The 17,092-nt window shown below is 38.1% G+C and carries 13 protein-coding genes; 2 read left to right on the top strand and 11 right to left on the bottom strand.

Annotated features, from left to right (window positions below; translation table 11 throughout):
- The 8 genes from J2Z81_RS14760 to J2Z81_RS14725 all read right to left on the bottom strand — a co-directional run.
- Positions 1–95: hypothetical protein (locus tag J2Z81_RS14760; protein ID WP_226371679.1), on the bottom strand; the 95-nt coding region annotated here is incomplete at its 3' end.
- 170 nt (positions 96–265) lie between these two features.
- The gene (locus tag J2Z81_RS14755; protein WP_226371678.1) at positions 266–1,627 is read right to left on the bottom strand and encodes an APC family permease; all 1,362 of its coding nucleotides are present in this window, start codon (positions 1,625–1,627) and stop codon (positions 266–268) included.
- A 136-nt stretch (positions 1,628–1,763) separates the two neighbouring features.
- Positions 1,764–3,149 carry an APC family permease gene (locus tag J2Z81_RS14750; protein ID WP_226371677.1) on the bottom strand — a complete coding sequence of 462 codons (1,386 nt, stop codon included), beginning with the start codon at positions 3,147–3,149 and terminating at the stop codon, positions 1,764–1,766.
- 98 nt (positions 3,150–3,247) lie between these two features.
- Positions 3,248–3,895 carry a GNAT family N-acetyltransferase gene (locus J2Z81_RS14745; RefSeq protein ID WP_226371676.1) on the bottom strand — a complete coding sequence of 216 codons (648 nt, stop codon included), beginning with the start codon at positions 3,893–3,895 and terminating at the stop codon, positions 3,248–3,250.
- A gap of 25 nt (positions 3,896–3,920) precedes the next feature.
- Positions 3,921–5,345, bottom strand: a complete 1,425-nt coding sequence (locus J2Z81_RS14740; RefSeq protein ID WP_226371675.1) for an NAD-dependent succinate-semialdehyde dehydrogenase — start codon at positions 5,343–5,345, stop codon at positions 3,921–3,923.
- Positions 5,346–5,357: 12 nt separating this feature from the next.
- A complete protein-coding gene (locus J2Z81_RS14735) occupies positions 5,358–6,443 on the bottom strand; it encodes a C45 family autoproteolytic acyltransferase/hydolase (protein ID WP_226371674.1) in 1,086 nt (361 codons plus the stop codon).
- 97 nt (positions 6,444–6,540) lie between these two features.
- Positions 6,541–7,908 (bottom strand): aminotransferase family protein, encoded by a 1,368-nt coding sequence (locus tag J2Z81_RS14730; protein ID WP_226371673.1) that lies wholly within the window; start codon positions 7,906–7,908, stop codon positions 6,541–6,543.
- 562 nt (positions 7,909–8,470) lie between these two features.
- Entirely contained in the window at positions 8,471–10,585 is a 2,115-nt protein-coding gene (locus tag J2Z81_RS14725) for a sigma 54-interacting transcriptional regulator (protein WP_226371672.1), read from the bottom strand.
- A gap of 364 nt (positions 10,586–10,949) precedes the next feature.
- Between J2Z81_RS14725 and J2Z81_RS14720 the strand changes: the two genes are divergently transcribed.
- Together J2Z81_RS14720 and J2Z81_RS14715 are read left to right on the top strand one after the other, a co-directional pair.
- On the top strand, positions 10,950–12,134 hold the full coding sequence (locus J2Z81_RS14720) for a CaiB/BaiF CoA transferase family protein (protein ID WP_226371671.1): 1,185 nt from the start codon (positions 10,950–10,952) through the stop codon (positions 12,132–12,134).
- A complete protein-coding gene (locus J2Z81_RS14715) occupies positions 12,124–13,323 on the top strand; it encodes an acyl-CoA dehydrogenase family protein (protein ID WP_029271075.1) in 1,200 nt (399 codons plus the stop codon). The genes J2Z81_RS14720 and J2Z81_RS14715 overlap by 11 nt, the downstream gene beginning before the upstream one ends.
- A 54-nt stretch (positions 13,324–13,377) precedes the next feature.
- On the opposite strand, the gene J2Z81_RS14710 is transcribed toward J2Z81_RS14715, so the two are convergent.
- The 3 genes from J2Z81_RS14710 to J2Z81_RS14700 all read right to left on the bottom strand — a co-directional run bounded on the left by J2Z81_RS14710 (position 13,378) and on the right by J2Z81_RS14700 (position 16,982).
- Positions 13,378–15,375, bottom strand: a complete 1,998-nt coding sequence (locus J2Z81_RS14710; RefSeq protein WP_226371670.1) for a TRAP transporter permease — start codon at positions 15,373–15,375, stop codon at positions 13,378–13,380.
- A complete protein-coding gene (locus J2Z81_RS14705) occupies positions 15,368–15,895 on the bottom strand; it encodes a DUF1850 domain-containing protein (protein ID WP_029271079.1) in 528 nt (175 codons plus the stop codon). Before J2Z81_RS14705 ends, J2Z81_RS14710 begins: the two co-directional genes overlap by 8 nt.
- 94 nt (positions 15,896–15,989) lie before the next feature.
- Positions 15,990–16,982, bottom strand: a complete 993-nt coding sequence (locus J2Z81_RS14700) for a TAXI family TRAP transporter solute-binding subunit (RefSeq protein WP_226371669.1) — start codon at positions 16,980–16,982, stop codon at positions 15,990–15,992.
- Positions 16,983–17,092: the final 110 nt, after the last annotated feature.

The raw sequence follows: 17,092 nt of genomic DNA, 5'->3' as shown, positions 1-17,092 counted from the left end.
TCATGACCAGCATTTTTCAGTGTTACAACACCTGAAGGAGTCATGGCAACACGATTTTCATTGTTTTTTATTTCCTTAGGTATTCCTATTTTCATTTCTTATTCCTCCTAATAATTGTATTTTTTTGATCTATGGTCATATTCGGGATTTACAATCCTCTTTGGTGACCGATAATTACATATGATTTGTAATTCGGGATCCTTACCATAATCTTTTAGATTTTCTCTATCTAAATACAAAAATTGTAAAACACATTCCTTCGTTCCTACGCTTCTTTGCCAATTGGCCTATCCGCTTCATCAAAGTCGAGGTCTACCATTTTTGTTCTAAAAAATTTAGTAAGAAAGAGCATATAACTAATCCCAATGCTTACCCAGACAATTCCTCCAATAAATGCATCTGCATGTAGAAAATACCAAAGCACTCCTGTAAAACCCGCTCCGATACTAGGCATGATGATATAAGAAAAAATATCTACCGGTCTTTTATATCTTTTTTGTTGGAATGCAAAATAAGCGATGACAGATAGGTTTACAAATGTAAATGCAATCAAAGCTCCAAAATTGATAACAGCTGAGATTAATTCTAGGCTTGGGCCAATTGCAAGCAAGGACACGGCTCCTACAAAAATCACATTAAATGCGGGTGTTCGAAACTTCGGATGAACATAGCCAAACGCTTTACGCGGCAGAACTCCATTTCTTCCCATGACATATAGGAGACGGGATACACTGGCATGGGAAGCCAGACCTGACGCTACTGTTGCCGCAAAAGCACCAGCAAGAAAAATGAGTTGAAATGCCTTGCCTCCAACATACAAGCCAATCTCCGGTAACGTATCATCTAATAAATGAAAAACACCTAAGTCAGGAAACAATGCTTGTGTGTAATACGCTGCAATAAAAAAGATTCCGCCACCAATCAGTACTGTCAGAAAAATGGCTCTTGGCACTGTATTTGGATTAGCAGCTTCTTCGGTATACATTGTTATCGCATCAAAACCAATAAATGAAAAACACACAATCGTTGCTCCAGTTAAAACAGCTACAGCTTGAACATTTTCATGGGCAATGGGATTTAATGTAAACAATGTACCTGCTCCCATTCCCTGGTACAGCTGTACAGAAGCGAGCACGATAAAGGTTACAACCAATAGTACGGTAAATATGACAAGCAGCGAATTTAACCCGGAGGTAGAGCCCATGCTCCACACATTTATAAATGTAACCACTGCCACATACAAAACAACCCAAATCCAAGCAGGGATTTCCGGAAAGAGGGATTCCATATAAAGTCTAATGATCAAAGCGTTGACTAAAGGGAGCAATAAGTAATCCAGTAAAGAAGCCCAACCGACTAAGAACCCTGCATTTGCACCCATTGTTTCTCTGGTATACGTGTATGCGGAACCGGCGCTTGGAAACACTCGCACCATTTTCCCATAACTGATCGCAGTAAACAACATAACGACTAATGCTACAATATACGCTAATGGCACGACGCCATTTGTTTGTTTTGCTACAATACCAAACGTGTCAAACACAACAGTTGGTGTCATATAACCTAATCCAAGTGCAACGATTGCCCAGAGTCCTAATGACCGTTTGAGAGTTGCTTTTTCCGACATATACCAATTCTCCTTTTTTAAAATTTTCACTCTGAAAATCGACTACGACCCCTGCTTTTGTTTAGTTTTATGTTTCTCATTTGGAACCGCTTCCAAAATACCTCTTTTTCACCATAGGAAGGGGAGTTTGTACCCCCTATCCTTGACTGCTAACTTTTACATCCGCCTCAACTGCACGCGTATCTTCGCGTTCATCAAAATCTAAAGTACCTAATTTTCTTCTGAAAAATCGAGTTAAGTACAGCATGTAAATGATACCTACAATGAGCCAAATAATTCCCCCGATAAATGCATCAGCATGTAAAAAGTACCATAAAAATCCTGTACTTCCTGCCCCAAGAAGCGGCATGATGATAAAAGAAAAAATATCTTTTCCTGTTTTATACCTTTTTTGTCCTACAGCAAAATAGGCAATCACTGATATATTTACAAATGTAAACGCAATCAGCGCTCCAAAGTTAATAATCGCTGTAATAAGCTCTAGGCTGGGGCCGATTGCAAATAAAGATACCAACCCTACCAACACAACGTTTATTGCAGGTGTATGAAATTTAGGATGAACATATCCAAATACTTTTTTAGGCAACATGTTGTTTCGCCCCATCACAAAAAGTAACCGAGAAACACTCGAATGAGATGCAAGTCCAGATGCTGTTGTAGCGGCAAAGGCACCTGCAATTAAAAACACTTGGAAAACCTTCCCACCCACATATAAACCTATTTCCGGTAATGTATCGTCAACAACCTGAAATACGCTTAAATCAGGAAATAAGGTTTGTGTAAAAAAAGAAGCTGTAAAAAAGATCCCGCCGCCAATAAACACAGTCAAAAAAATTGCTTTTGGTACTGTATTTTTATCAATCGCTTCTTCTGTATACATCGTAATCGCATCAAACCCAACAAACGAAAAACATAATACGGTAGCTCCGGTCAAGACACCAACCATATCTACGTTTGAATTTATGATTGGCTGCATGGTAAAGAGGGTTCCTGTTCCCATCCCTTGATACAATTGAATCGATGCAAAAATGATAAAAGAAATAATTAAGAGTATGGAAAAAATGACAAGAAAACCGTTTAAATTAGAAGTTGAATTCATACTCAAAACATTAATTGTTGTCACAAATGCCACGTAAGATACTACCCAAATCCACGGTGGGACACTTGGAAAAAGGGATTCCAGGTAAAGCCGAATAATAAGGGCATTTACTAATGGAAGCAATAGATAATCTAGTAATGAAGCCCAGCCTACAATAAATCCCGTATAATTCCCCATCGTTTCTTTTGTATACGTATAAGCTGATCCTGCACTTGGGAAAATGCGAACCATCTTTCCATAACTGATTGCGGTAAACAGCATGACAATTAACGCAATAATATAAGCAAGAGGCACCATGCCATTTGTTTGTTTGGATACAATGCCAAATGTGTCAAACATAACTGTCGGCGTCATGTAACCTAATCCAAGCCCAACAATTGCCCAGAGCCCTAATGATCGTTGAAGTTTACCATTTTCAAGCATGTCATCCTCCTTCTTCGATGTATTTCACATATGAATGTAATTTGACATAATATATCTATTTTAGAATTAGCTGTTCCGCAATTAGGTAACGAGTCCATTTATGCAAAATCGGGATTATGCCATTCCATTAATGTAGCGTTCGTCAATGATGCATCATCGTCCATCAAATAATTTTGCATCACTTTTCTTAATTGAAAACCGTTTTTATGCTGAAAAGTGAGAACTGGATCGTAAATTTTCTCCTGTATCACTTCATTTGCATATTCGTCTGGCGTAAATTGATTAGCATATTTATAATAATTAGGGATACGGCCACCAATAATAATGCTTTTTAAATTTAGTTCTTTACAAATCTCCCTTCGAGCAAAGTATAGATGCTTTCCAATTTTCATTTTTCTGAAATCTGGATGCACACCAACTTCTATTCCGTATAAATTCACTCCATTGGGATTGTGATTTCGAATATAACCGTCATCTGAAATTTCGGTATACGAATGATTCTCACCATAGTCATCAAAGTTAATGACTAGGCTCGAAGCTGAGCCTACAATTTTATCTTTATACCTGAGACACACTTGCCCTTCTGGAAAAATTTTTAATTGATTTTCAAAATTGTCACGTGTTAGCGACATATCAGGTCCAAAACACTTTTTAGACAATGCGGCAACTTCCTCAAGATCTTCCGGTTTAATCCGCTGAATAGTCATGTGTTCTCCGAGATTGGGTGTTGCTTTAATTTCCGACATATGCTTTTCTCCTCCCATTCCTTCATTACTTTGTGCTTAAAGAAACATACTTTTCTTCTAAATACTCTTCCAACCCATATTTTCCGCCTTCTTTGCCCATTCCACTTTCTTTCACTCCGCCAAATGGTGCTTGGATTACAATAGGAAGTGAATCATTAATCCCGACAATTCCGTAATCCAATTCCTGCATCATACGCAATCCGCGACCTAAGTCCTGTGTAAAACAATACGCAGCAAGACCATATGAATCATGGTTCGCCCTTTCGATCACTTCGTCTTCATCCTTAAATGTAAAAATTGGCGCGACTGGTCCAAATGTTTCTTCTGTCGCAATACGCATCTGATCGTTTGCATATTGAATAACAGTCGGTTCATAAAAATGTCCATTTACATCCTGATTCAAATCCGCTTCTTTCCCGCCACAAAGCACTTTTCCATTATTATCTCGCGCATCTTCTACTTGTTCTTTTACCTTCTTCAGCGCATTCTCGTTAATTAACGGTCCTACGTTAATACCGTCCTGCAACCCGTTTCCTACTTGAAGTTTCGAAGTTTTTTCAGCTAATTTTTCACCGAATTCATCCGCAATGCTTTCAGCAACATATACTCGGTTTGTACTAATACAGGTTTGACCGGAGTTCTTAAATTTGGACTGCATGACTCCTTGTACTGCTTCATCAATATCTGCATCTTCAAACACAATTAAAGGTGCATGCCCTCCTAGCTCCATGGATGCTTTTTTTACTGTACTCGCTGAATCGCGGAGAAGTTTTTTTCCAATTGGTGTTGATCCTGTAAATGTGATCTTACGGACATCTGGACTGCTCGTCATTTCACTGCCTATTTCATCAGCAGCCCCAATTAATAGATTTACTACTCCTTCTGGTAACTCTGCTTCATGGAAACACTCGAATACTTTTACAGCGGATAAAGGAGTTTGAAGGGCTGGCTTTAAGACAACCGTACATCCCGCTGCAAGAGCTGGTGCAATCTTTCTTGTAATCATGGACAACGGAAAATTCCATGGTGTAATCGCTGCACACACACCTACTGGCTGTCTGATGACCATCAAATGTTTATCCGGATGGGATGGCGAAAGCGTATCTCCATAAATCCGTTTCGCTTCTTCAGCGTACCAATCGAGATAATTAATGGCACTAGCCACTTCACTCTTGGCATCAGCTAAAGGCTTCCCGTTCTCCTTTGTAATTGTCTCAGCGAGCATATCAGATCTTTCATTCATTAATTGAACTACCTTCTTCAAATAATTGCTGCGCTGATTCCCTGTTGTTTTTCTCCATTGCTTAAATGCATCTTTTGCTCTTGCAATCGCTTCTATTGTTTCTTCTTTTCCTCCTAATGAAATTGTCTCAATCGTTTCTCCTGTTGCCGGATTTGTTACTTCGAATGTATTTTCTGTTTGAATCCATTTTCCATTTATATAGAGCATCTAAGTTTCCTCCTAATCAAGTTCCTCGTAATCATTTTCAAGCGATTTTCCTACACGCAGATGTGCCTTTCTCTTTGCTAGATTAATAACAATCGAAAATACTGTTTCCATTCTTCGGTGCTCAGGAGCACGTTTATTTTCAAAGTGATTGATCGAATTTGGTGCATTAAATTCATCAGAAAGCCATTCTTTAAATGATTGCTCTCTGATCACTTCTTGTTTAGCAATTGTAGTATTGATCAATTGTTCTGCTCTTTTTTTACGAAGCATCGAATCGTCGTACCGGAATTCATTCATATCCTTTAAATTTTGTTTAATGAGGCTCGAGCAGATGTGGTTGGTATGCACTAATTTACCTGGATTCTCTCCAACATAATCCATTCCAAATGGCGATACTTCCGCATTTACGGCCATTCCATTTCCATCCCCCTCGTCATATCCGATGAGGAAACTCGCGGCTGAAGCCATTTGTCCACCTTTAATTTTGGAAACGGCTTCTGTTAAAGAGTTGGAATTAAGAACTGCTCTTAATCCTAAGTGGATTGGTACTTCATCTGATTTTTTATCTGTAATTAAAGCATTAAAGCAAATCCCCACACCAGCAGAATTGAAACCAATCTTACCTATGATTCCACCTTCAGTAACCATGGTTATATCCGGATGATCATTGTTTTGCATATCGAGCAGAAGCAAGCTCTTTATTTGTGTTGGCTTCCAGTCCCAATTTTGTCCGATAATTGTTTCGGTACTAATCGGATTGGTAATGGCCATTGCGGTACAGCCATCTGAAAAAGAAGTTCCTTTATATCCGGCCAGAGCAATTTCACTACGGGCATTCAAGGCCAAAATATCTTCAAAATCTACACCCGCTCCTTTTGCAATCCCTTCCATTTCTTCAAGCATCGATATGTCATATTTTTCAATGGCATTTAAGTGAACCAATGCGCGTTCTCTCGCTTCAGACCAATCGATATGCTGGTATCCGTGAAATAATTTTTCATAGGTTTTTAGACTTTGTAAAACTTCTTTCTTCCCTTGAAAACCATGCTCATAGCCTATTTCTTTTGCTGATCCTTGTAATTTTAATTTTTTAATCATAATATCCTCCGTTTATTCATGTTCGTTTCAATTTTTAACAATGATGTTCAAAAAGACGCCTTTTTATTTGGTGTCTTTTTGAACATCCTCCTTTTTCTTAAAGCGTGTTTTTAAAAGCAGTAATGGATTCATCAATAATCTGAATCATTTTTTCAATTTCCTGTTTGCTGATCACTAGCGGCGGTGCAATTGCAACTCTAAAATCGCCGATATGACGAAGAATAAGTTTTCGATCGAAACATTCATCAACAATCGTTGCAGCCGCTTGTAAGGATGGATCCAAGTGTTCCCCTGTTTCAGGATTATAGACTTCAAATGCGGCAAGCAATCCGAGCGTGCGACAATTTCTGACAATGTCATGCTTCTCTTCTAAATATGCGAGTCCTTTTTGCATTTCTTTTTCCATTTCCTTGGTATTCTCCACCAAACCGTCACGTTCGATAATCTCAATATTTTTCAAGGCTACTGCACAGGCTGTCGGATGTCCGCTATACGTAAAACCATGAGCCATCACACCATCATAATTTACAATGGTATCTCTGATCTCATCACTGAGCATAACGCCGCCCAGCTGTGAATACCCACTTGTGATTCCCTTGGCAATAGACATGAAGTCTGGTTGCACGTTCCAATTCTCTATCCCAAACATTTTTCCGGTACGTCCAAACCCACAAATAACCTCATCCGCTATAAACAGAATATTAAACTCATCACAAAGTTTTCGAACCGCCTCTAAATATCCCTCAGGTGGCATATTCACTCCGCCTGCACCTTGAACAGGTTCAATAATAACGGCAGCAACTGTATCCGCACCTTCTTTTTCGATAAGCGCTCTGATGGAGTTTTCATAATTCGGATCATTTTTATCGCCAAGTTCGCAATTGGTTAAATGTGGGGTCGCATGATAAAAACCTTCCACACTGGATCCTGCGAATTCATGAGTTGCAGGGATTCCTGTCGCACTTTGAGCTGCTTGTGTTACACCATGATATCCAGACTGCATTCCGATTATTTTTTTCTTCTCCGCTTTCCCTTTCAATTTCCAGTAAAATCGCGACAACTTGAAAGCGGTGTCATTCGATTCCGATCCGCCCGAAGTAAAAAATACTGCATTTAAATCCCCAGGTGCAAGCGATGCCAATTTTTCAGCAAGTTTAATAGCCGGCTCATTTGAAAACCCTTTAAATGCAGATGAATAAGCGATTTTCGTCATTTGCTCATTTGCGGCTTCCGCTAATTCCTTTTGTCCATGCCCGATATTTACATTCCAGAGCATTGACATTCCATCAATATAAGACTCACCATCCATATTATTGACATAAATACCATTGCCCTCTGAAAAAATAATACTTGGCCCGTCTTCAGCCGCTGCTTTCGGTGCTGAGGTAGGATGAATAAAATGTCGCTTATCTAATTCAACGAGTTCTTTTGTTTTTGAGTTGATTACATTTATTTCTTTTGCCATTATTAAAAACCTCCTGTTAGTAAATCGTTCACTTTTTATAATGCAACTTGTATGCCAACTCTTAATTTTTTATAAAATATTCAGAAAAAATAATAGGCCTAACCATAATATCAGAGGCCTTTAACGAATTTATTTTTTATAAAGGAATGCTTTGTAAATTAAATTATTTTGGATTTCGCTCTGCTTTTTTATGACTAATTGCATAGTATTATGAATATTTTCATATTAACAAAACAATCCGCCTTGATATTTGAATAAAAAAAGCTGGGACAAAACCCCAGTAAATGTCAAAAAGTCAAATAGTCCATTGGGGCTATTTGACTTTTTTTAGGTGAGATAATTCTATTATAGTTTTTACTAATCGATACGGATGGTAATCCCGTTGACTTCCACTACAGGTGGCTGCTTTCCGCGGGCACGACTTCAGCCTCCTCGGAAGAAAATCACTTCACGTGGGGTCTTCAGACACGTGCTTTTCCCGCAGGAATCAGCCACCAATTTTTGATGGTTGGAACCTTTTTTAAGATATTTTGCTAGTTATGTCTCAGTCTTTTTTATTCTCCTATTCATTTTGTAAAATTTTTTGATATTTACGACTCACTGCCGATTGGCTAATATTTAATGCTTCCGCTGCTTTTGTTGTTGTTCCAAATTTCTTCATCGCTAACAGAATGAGCTGTTCTTCCACTTCCTCTTTCGCTTTTTGAAGCGGCATGATTCCATTAACCATTGGTTTAGCTTTCTTCACAATACCATTAGACATAAACTGATCGACTAACGCTGCAGTTATTACATCCTCATCCGCTGTGACAAATAGTCGTTCAATTAAATTTTGTAATTCACGGATATTGCCAGGCCATGAATAATTTTCGAGCAAATTCAGTGCATCTGGCGAAAAATGGTAATTTTTGTCATATCGCTGGTTTAATTTTTGCAATGTGTGATATGCGAGCAACGGAATATCCTCTGATCGTTCATTTAATGGCGGAACACGGATTGGAATGACATGAATTCGATAATATAAATCCTCCCGGAAAGTTCCTTTCTCAACCATTCCTTTTAGATCCTTGTTTGTGGCAGCGATAATCTGAACGTCAACAGGAATTGCAGTAACACTTCCAATTGGTACAACTTCACTTTCCTGAAGAACTCTTAGCAATTTTACTTGCAAAGACATTGGCATATCCCCAATTTCATCTAAAAATAATATGCCTTCATGTGCTTGTTCAAAATAGCCTTGCTTTCCTTTCATGTCCGCTCCGGTAAAAGAACCTTTCGTATAACCAAACAATTCACTTTCAAGCAGATTTTCCGGTATGGATCCACAATTGATTGTTAAAAAAGGTTTATTGGAACGATTACTTTTTTGATGGATTGCACGTGCAATCATTTCTTTTCCCACACCTGATTCACCTTGAACTAACACCGTAGAAGAAAATTTAGCAATCTTTTCAACCTGATTAACAATTTGCTGCATTTTAGCACTACAATAAATAATTTCATGTGATGGCTCAGCTGTCATAGTTTTCAAGCGGGTAAGTTCCTGTTTGTACCTCTTTGTTATTTCTCTTGTTTGTTTTAGCTCCGTTTTCAATTTTGTATTTTCGGTAATGTCTCTAGAAGCTATAACAACTCTTTGGAGCTCTCCCTTTTCATTAAAGATAGGGTTACCGACTGCAAGTACTTTCTTGCCATGCTTTCCCTCTTGAACACGGGAAACCTTTTCTTTTTTCTCTAAAACCAGTTTCGTTATCGAAGGGGAGATATCGCCTTTCTTTTCCAAATCCAATATATTTTTCCCTACTAGCTCATTTAATTCACCTTTCCAAAAATCCCTTATATAGTTTTCACTATGACGTAAAATGTTACCTGTATGATCAACGACCACAAGTTCATCATAAATCGTAGAAAGAATAGCGTTCATATCACTATTTAAGTTTTTTACAGCTTCGATTTCCATGGCCATCTCTTCAACCATAGGCAAATCCTGCACTATTATAATAGCACCTTCCACATTTCCGTTTGAAGTTTCGATAGGGCTGTAATCGACCAATACACCCATTTCATCAGTAATGCGAATTTGATTTAAAATCGTTTTACCAGTAGCGAAAACTTCATTTACTTGTTCTTTGTGAAATATAATACGTGCATCTTTTCCCATTACTTCATCTGCTTCAGAACGAATCATTTTTAGTCCGGATTCATTACAATTAACAATTTTATATTCGTGATCTATGACAAATAACCCCATCGGTATCGATGCAAGCAGTACACGTAAGATATTAATATTTTTTGTTTCCTCACGAAACATCCCTGCCAGCATATCTTCTCTTCTTACATAGCCTGTAATGTCATTTTGTTCATTCTTCACTAAAACAATAGGTTGTCCCAAGGCCTGAAAAATAAATGGTAAAGATAGCGTCTGATTTAATTTAAAAGTTCCAAGTTTATCAATGGAAATCGCATTTGAAAATATTTGGTTAATATGTAAATTAGAGTAATCTATTTTTTCTGTTTTTAAATTTTTTAAGTCGACATACGCACGGAGGCGATTATTCTCTGTCAAAAATAAATACGGATCCTGATGAGTAGCAATCTTTTTTAAAAGTGCTTCTTCCTCTATATTTGTAGAAACTGCAAAAATGGGTCTCAGCTTGTTAAAGATCGTTTGATTCACCTGTAAACCTCCTTTTTATAAACTTTTGACTATTTGTAATTATATCATAATACTATAAAATGACATCGTTTTCATTAAAACTGTTCTTTTGTCGGAACAGAGCAGATGTGAACTATAAATATCTAGGGACTGAATTTTATAAAAGTTTAGAAAACACTTTACATTTAATCCAACATATAATAAAATAAATGAATAAGTTACAAAATAATAATAATTCCTACTGCCTAATCTGTTTACAGTTCCATTCCAGATCTGTTCCAACGGATAAAAAGCCAGTTCACTTTGTATTACAGCTTAAAATCAGTCTGTAAACAATTTGAATTGGTTTTTTTATTTACACTGTTAAAGAGGAAGGAGTGAAACAATGACTGGCGCATTAAAAAATATAAAAGTGCTAGATTTATCACGCGTTCTCGCTGGTCCCTATTGTACGATGATTCTAGGGGATCTCGGTGCAGAAGTGATTAAAGTGGAAGCACCTGGAGGCAGTGATGAAACACGTAAATGGGGCCCCCCTTTCCAAAACGATGTTAGCGCCTATTATCTTTGCGCAAATCGGAATAAAAAAAGCATTACAGCCGATTTGAAATCAGAAGAGGGCATTCAAATGATTAAAAAACTGGTAATGGAAAGTGATGTTATTATTAATAATTTTAAATCTGGTACGATGGAACGCTTTGGCTTGGATTATGAATCACTGTCAGCGATTAACCCTAAGATTGTTTCCTGTTCGATTACCGGTTTTGGTGAAACAGGACCATACAAAAACATGCCAGGTTATGATTTCATTATTCAAGCAATGAGTGGATTGATGAGCATTACAGGGGATGATGATTCCGGACCCCAAAAATTAGGTGTAGCCATCACTGATATTCTAACAGGTTTATATGCCTGTATTGGCATTCAAAGTGCATTGCTAGAACGTACACAATCAGGTAAAGGGCAAAAAATCGATATTTCCTTATACGATGCTGCTGTAAGTTCACTTGTAAATATCGGAAGTAATTACTTAATGTCTGGCGTAATACCTAAACTCCGGGGGAATCGCCATGCAAATATTGTCCCTTACCAAACATTTAAAACGTCGGATGGCGAAATCGTCATCGCAGTAGGGAATGACAATCAATTTAATGCTTTATGCACCATTTTAAATAAACAACAATACAGCTCGGACCCTAGATTTCTTACGAACCCGGATCGAGTCAAACATCGTGAAGAATTAGATTCATTATTACAGGAAGTTTTTCTTACAGAACCAACTGCATACTGGAGAAAGAAATGTAATGAAAACAATATACCTTGCGGACCAATCCAAAATATCAAAGAAGTTACAAATGATCCGCAGCTTCAAGCGAGAAATATGTTTATCGAATACCAGCATCCTAGTGCAGGGCCTATTAAAATGATTGGCAGTCCGTTAAAACTATCACGGACACCTGTGAAGGTTAATCACCACCCGCCAAATGTGGGTGAACATAATGAGGAAATATTCAACCGATTAGGATTAAAAAACAACTACAATGAAGGAGATGAAGAAAATGAATTTTGAACTTACAGAGGAACAAAAAATGTTACGAGACACAGCGAGAAGTTTTACAGACAAGGAAATTATGCCATATATAGCAGAGTGGGAACGTCAAGGTGAATTTGATCCAGCTATTATGGCGAAACTTGCTGAACTTGGTTTAATGGGAGTATGTATTCCAGAAGAGTATGGCGGTAGCGGCATGGATTATAATTCACTGGCGATTGTCTGTGAGGAACTGGAGCGTGGCGATACCGCATTCCGTACTGCCGTATCCGTGCACACCGGATTAAATAGCATGACTTTGTTGCAATGGGCCTCTGAAGAACAAAAGCAAAAGTACCTTACTCCTCAAGCAAAAGGGGACAAAATAGGTGCGTTTGGTCTGACAGAACCAGCAGCAGGCTCCGATGTTGCCTCTTTAGAATCAACTGCAGTCAAAGAGGGAGATTACTATATCTTAAATGGACAAAAAACATGGATTTCTCTATGTGATACTGCTGATCACTTTATTGTTTTTGCCTATACGGATAAATCAAAAAAGCATAAGGGAATTTCTGCATTTATTGTGGAACGAACATGGGAAGGTTTTTCTTCCAAAGCAACAAAAGGAAAGCATGGGATTCGAGCTGGCAATACTGGCGAATTATTTTTCGATCAAGTCAAAGTACCAAAAGAAAACCTGCTTGGTAAAGAAGGAGAAGGATTTAAAATTGCTATGTCTGCCCTGGATAATGGACGCTTCACAGTAGCAGCCGGAGCTGTCGGTCAAATTATGGCATGTTTAGAAGCTAGTGTGAAATATTGTCATGAACGGGAAACATTTGGAAAAGAAATTGGCAAGCATCAACTCGTTCAGCAGATGATTGCTAAGATGGAAGCAGGATTACAAATGAGCCGATTGCTTGTGTATCGTGCAGGAGCATTAAAAAATCAAGGAAAACGAAATACACGGGAAACATCACTCGCCAAATGGCAAGCCTGTGATTTTGCTAATAAAGCAGCAGATGATGCCGTGCAAATTCATGGTGCTTATGGTTATTCCGATGAGTATCCTGTAGAGCGTTATTTACGCAACTCGAAAGCACCAGTCATTTACGAAGGAACACGTGAAATTCATACGATTATGCAGGCGGAATATGTATTAGGTTACCGTCAAGATAAACCGCTAAATAAAAGTCTCCCTGCATGGGAGGGAAATCTTGTAAAATAGTTATTTTCGCACCCACAATAGATAGAATCGTGGGTGCGAAATATTTTTTATCAATTAGCTTCCAACCTGTTTAATATCGGTATCTGTCTCTCGCTTGCGCATGGACGAAAGCTGCAGGGCAATCAAAGCGACAAAAACACCTAACCCTATTAAGTCTGTATATCCCCCCGGATAAATTAGTAGCAAACCGCAAGCAATCGATATCGTTCTCTCTATCCAGTGTAATCTACGGTACCAAAACCCAATTAAACCGCCGCCAATGGCAATCATACCAGCTATTGCAGTAACTAATATCATACTAATTTCGAGCAAGGATGTGTCGATCATTAATAATTCCGGTTGTAAAACAAACATATACGGAATAATAAATGCTGCAATCGCAAGCCTGGATGCATTTGCACCAGTCCGTATCGGTGCACCACCGGATATACCTGTGGCTGCAAAAGCCGCCAATGCTACAGGTGGTGTAATATCTGCTACAATACCGAAATAAAATACAAACATATGTCCAGCAAGGACCGGAATTGCTACTTCCAGCTGATCATTTAATGCAATGATTGCTGGCAGTGCAATGGTTGATGTAATGATATAGTTTGCTGTCGTTGGAGATCCCATACCTAGAATAATGGAAGTGATCATTGTAAAGATCAATGTGAGCATCAATTGGATATTCATGGAAGACGCAATGGATCCGGCTAGATTAACAAGACTGTTTCCTAGTTTCAATCCCAGACCTGTTTTCGTTACTACCCCGACAATGATTCCCGCACATGCTGTAGCTGCTGCAACTCCCAGTGCAGTACGAGCTCCGGAAGTTAGCGCTAAAATAAGCCTGCCAGGAGTTAATCTCGTATCTTTTCGAAATAGACTTACAATGATGATGGATAATATTCCATATAATGCCGTTCGTTCAACACTGAATCCTTTAAACAGCAAATAAACAATAGCAATAATAGGAATGAGCAAATGAATTTTTTTCATAACTTCTTTTTTACTTGGTATTTCATCCTCAGGTAATCCGAATAGTCCTAATTTCTTCGCTTCAAAATGGGTCATAATCCATATTCCTGAAAAATATAAAATAGCTGGAATGGTTGCTGCTTTTGCTATTTCCCAGTAACCAACACCGGCAAATTCAATCATTAAAAAAGCGGCCGCTCCCATGATAGGCGGCATAATTTGTCCTCCGGTTGAGGAAGCTGCTTCAACAGCTCCAGCAAAATTGCGATGATAGCCAAGTTTCTTCATCATAGGGATCGTATAAGCACCGGTCGTTACTGTATTTGCTACCGAACTCCCTGAGATCGTTCCATTTAAGGCACTTGAAAATATAGCAACTTTTGCCGGTCCCCCCGTACGCTTTCCTGCAAGTGAAATGGCCAAGTCATTAAAATAATTTCCGACACCTGTCTGGATAAGAAAAGCTCCAAAGAGTAAAAACAGGAAAATATACGTAGAGGAAACTTGCAACGGAGTTCCTAGAATACCTTCTAATGTAAAGAACATCGAATTCACCAGTTGCTCCGGGCTAAGACCGCGATGTGCCAGCATCCCCGGCATTTGCGGTCCGTATAACGCATAAATCATAAAGATAATTGCAATAATTGTAATCGGAAGACCAACAGCTCTTCTTGTTGCTTCAAGGACCAACAATATAGCAATACTTCCAATAATGAATTGCGTTTGATCAATCCCTCCTATTTGTTGTACTAATGTTTCATAATAAAGCGGCCAATATCCGCAAACAACAATTGCTAATAATGCTAGAATAATATCATACCAAGCTATTTTCACTTTATTTCCTTTTTTGCTGGCAGGGAATAAAAGAAAAATGAGGGTTAATGCAAATCCCAAGTGAACAGTTCGTTGAATATATGCTGTATATTGACCAAACGCACCTGTATATAGCTGGAATAAAGAAAAGGCAATCAGCGTAATAAAAACAACCTTCGCTGCAATTCCAGTTAAATGACGTGTATTTGATTCTGCATCATATTTTTGTAATAATTCATCCTGTTGTTCTTTTGTGAGCTCTGGCTTTGATTCACTCATGAATTTTCACCTCTTTCAAATACTGACTGAGCGTTAATTTTTCTATTTTTAATTTGAACCAAGCACCCGGCTGAAAATAATCATTAAACCAAACCCTATATTCCGCTTGGTTTCCCCAAACAAGCCGGTGTTCTGATACTGTCTTTCCATTCCGTATGTTCATCGATGGGAAAATGTTTTCTAAATTTTTTATATAATATTTTCCATCCTCATTAACAAATTCCTCGCCTTCTTGTGCATTCGAAGGCATCCCAATTCCAAATTCTTCATAAACAATCTCATTTTGTTTTATATCATGATTACGTGTTACCTCATATTTTTCGATAACATCAGTTAAATGGATCGAATGCTTAAAAATAATTTGAAAGTGATCCCCTGTATTCATTGGTAAAAAAGCTTCTATTTGATCTGTATTCTCTTTATAAAAAACTAAAGCAGTTTTATAAGGGATAAACATGAATGCGAGTGTGATAACTAAAAGTAATATACCTATCAAAAGAGTTATTCGTTTTTTTGCCATCTATGATTCACCTTATATTTCGATTAAAAAGGCCGGTGCAATTGCCTATAAATAGGACCTGCAACCGGCCTCCTGTTCTTTCACTTACTATCATTTATTTCGCTTCAATACCCTCTTCATCAAAATACTTTTTTGCACCTGGATGTAAATCAATACCTATTCCATCTAAAGCAGATTCCAATGTGATAATTTCACCTTTATCATGTGAAATTTTATCCGTATTTTCATAAATCGCTTTTGTAATATCATAAACAGCATCCTCTGATAGGTTATCAGTCACTGCTAGCATCGCAAGCACCGCTACTGTATCTACATCCTCTTGAATACCATATGTTCCAGATGGTACCGTATCCTCTGCATAATATGGATATTTTTCTACAAGCGCTTCTGCTTTTTCTTTTTCAATTGGAACGATGCTCACATCTTCTGTTGCTGATAATCCTTCAACAGCCCCTGTTGGTGTACCAGCAGTAATGAAAGCGGCATCAATATTTCCATCTTGAATACCACCTGTTGATTCATCAAAATCTAGATTCTCTGCATCAATATCGTCCATTGTCATATCATAAATGTCTAAAATTTGCTCCGCATTGATATAAGTTCCGGAACCAGGCGCACCAACAGAAACAGTTTTTCCTTTAAGATCTTCCACTGCCTCAATTCCTGATTTATCTGTTGTCACAATCTGAATCGTTTCTGGGTATAACGAGCCTAATGCAAGCACATTATCAACAGAATTATCTTCAAAAGCATTGACTCCATCAATTGCATTTGCAACAACATCGGTTTGTACAAATGCAATTTCAGCTTCTTCTTCCTGTAAAGCGATTACATTATCAGCCGAAGCATTGGAAGAAACAGCATCTGTTTGTATTCCTGTTTCATCAGAAATGATTTTAGCCATTGCTCCTCCCAGCGGATAGTATGTACCACTCGTTCCGCCCGTTAACATACTCATAAATTCTGGTGTTTCTCCTTCACTTTCTTCCCCGTCGCCTGACGCATCGTCTGTGCTACCACAGGCAACTAAAAATAATGAAAATAAAAATAATAAAGCAACTGAAAGTAAGAAATGTTTCTTTGTCATCATACTTCCCCCTCATATAATATGTTTAGTCTTAAATATTTTCTTATTAATTATTTTCAATCTACCTAATAACACTTTGAGCGTAACTCCGTTACCCTTCACTGCTGGCG

Source organism: Virgibacillus alimentarius, assembly GCF_017874635.1.
In the GTDB taxonomy this organism is placed as follows: domain Bacteria; phylum Bacillota; class Bacilli; order Bacillales; family Amphibacillaceae; genus Virgibacillus_B; species Virgibacillus_B alimentarius.
Note: the sequence above shows the minus strand (reverse complement) of the source record. Positions and strands in the feature narration are given on the sequence as shown.

Bases quoted from the DNA above. Each gene is read 5' to 3' on its own strand.
- J2Z81_RS14720 (WP_226371671.1), top strand. From the start codon at position 10,950: ATGACTGGCGCATTAAAAAATATAAAAGTGCTAGATTTATCACGCGTT.
- J2Z81_RS14710 (WP_226371670.1), bottom strand. From the start codon at position 15,375: ATGAGTGAATCAAAGCCAGAGCTCACAAAAGAACAACAGGATGAATTA.
- J2Z81_RS14715 (WP_029271075.1), top strand. From the start codon at position 12,124: ATGAATTTTGAACTTACAGAGGAACAAAAAATGTTACGAGACACAGCG.
- J2Z81_RS14735 (WP_226371674.1), bottom strand. From the start codon at position 6,443: ATGATTAAAAAATTAAAATTACAAGGATCAGCAAAAGAAATAGGCTAT.
- J2Z81_RS14705 (WP_029271079.1), bottom strand. From the start codon at position 15,895: ATGGCAAAAAAACGAATAACTCTTTTGATAGGTATATTACTTTTAGTT.
- J2Z81_RS14745 (WP_226371676.1), bottom strand. From the start codon at position 3,895: ATGTCGGAAATTAAAGCAACACCCAATCTCGGAGAACACATGACTATT.
- J2Z81_RS14750 (WP_226371677.1), bottom strand. From the start codon at position 3,149: ATGCTTGAAAATGGTAAACTTCAACGATCATTAGGGCTCTGGGCAATT.
- J2Z81_RS14730 (WP_226371673.1), bottom strand. From the start codon at position 7,908: ATGGCAAAAGAAATAAATGTAATCAACTCAAAAACAAAAGAACTCGTT.
- J2Z81_RS14700 (WP_226371669.1), bottom strand. From the start codon at position 16,982: ATGACAAAGAAACATTTCTTACTTTCAGTTGCTTTATTATTTTTATTT.
- J2Z81_RS14755 (WP_226371678.1), bottom strand. From the start codon at position 1,627: ATGTCGGAAAAAGCAACTCTCAAACGGTCATTAGGACTCTGGGCAATC.
- J2Z81_RS14740 (WP_226371675.1), bottom strand. From the start codon at position 5,345: ATGCTCTATATAAATGGAAAATGGATTCAAACAGAAAATACATTCGAA.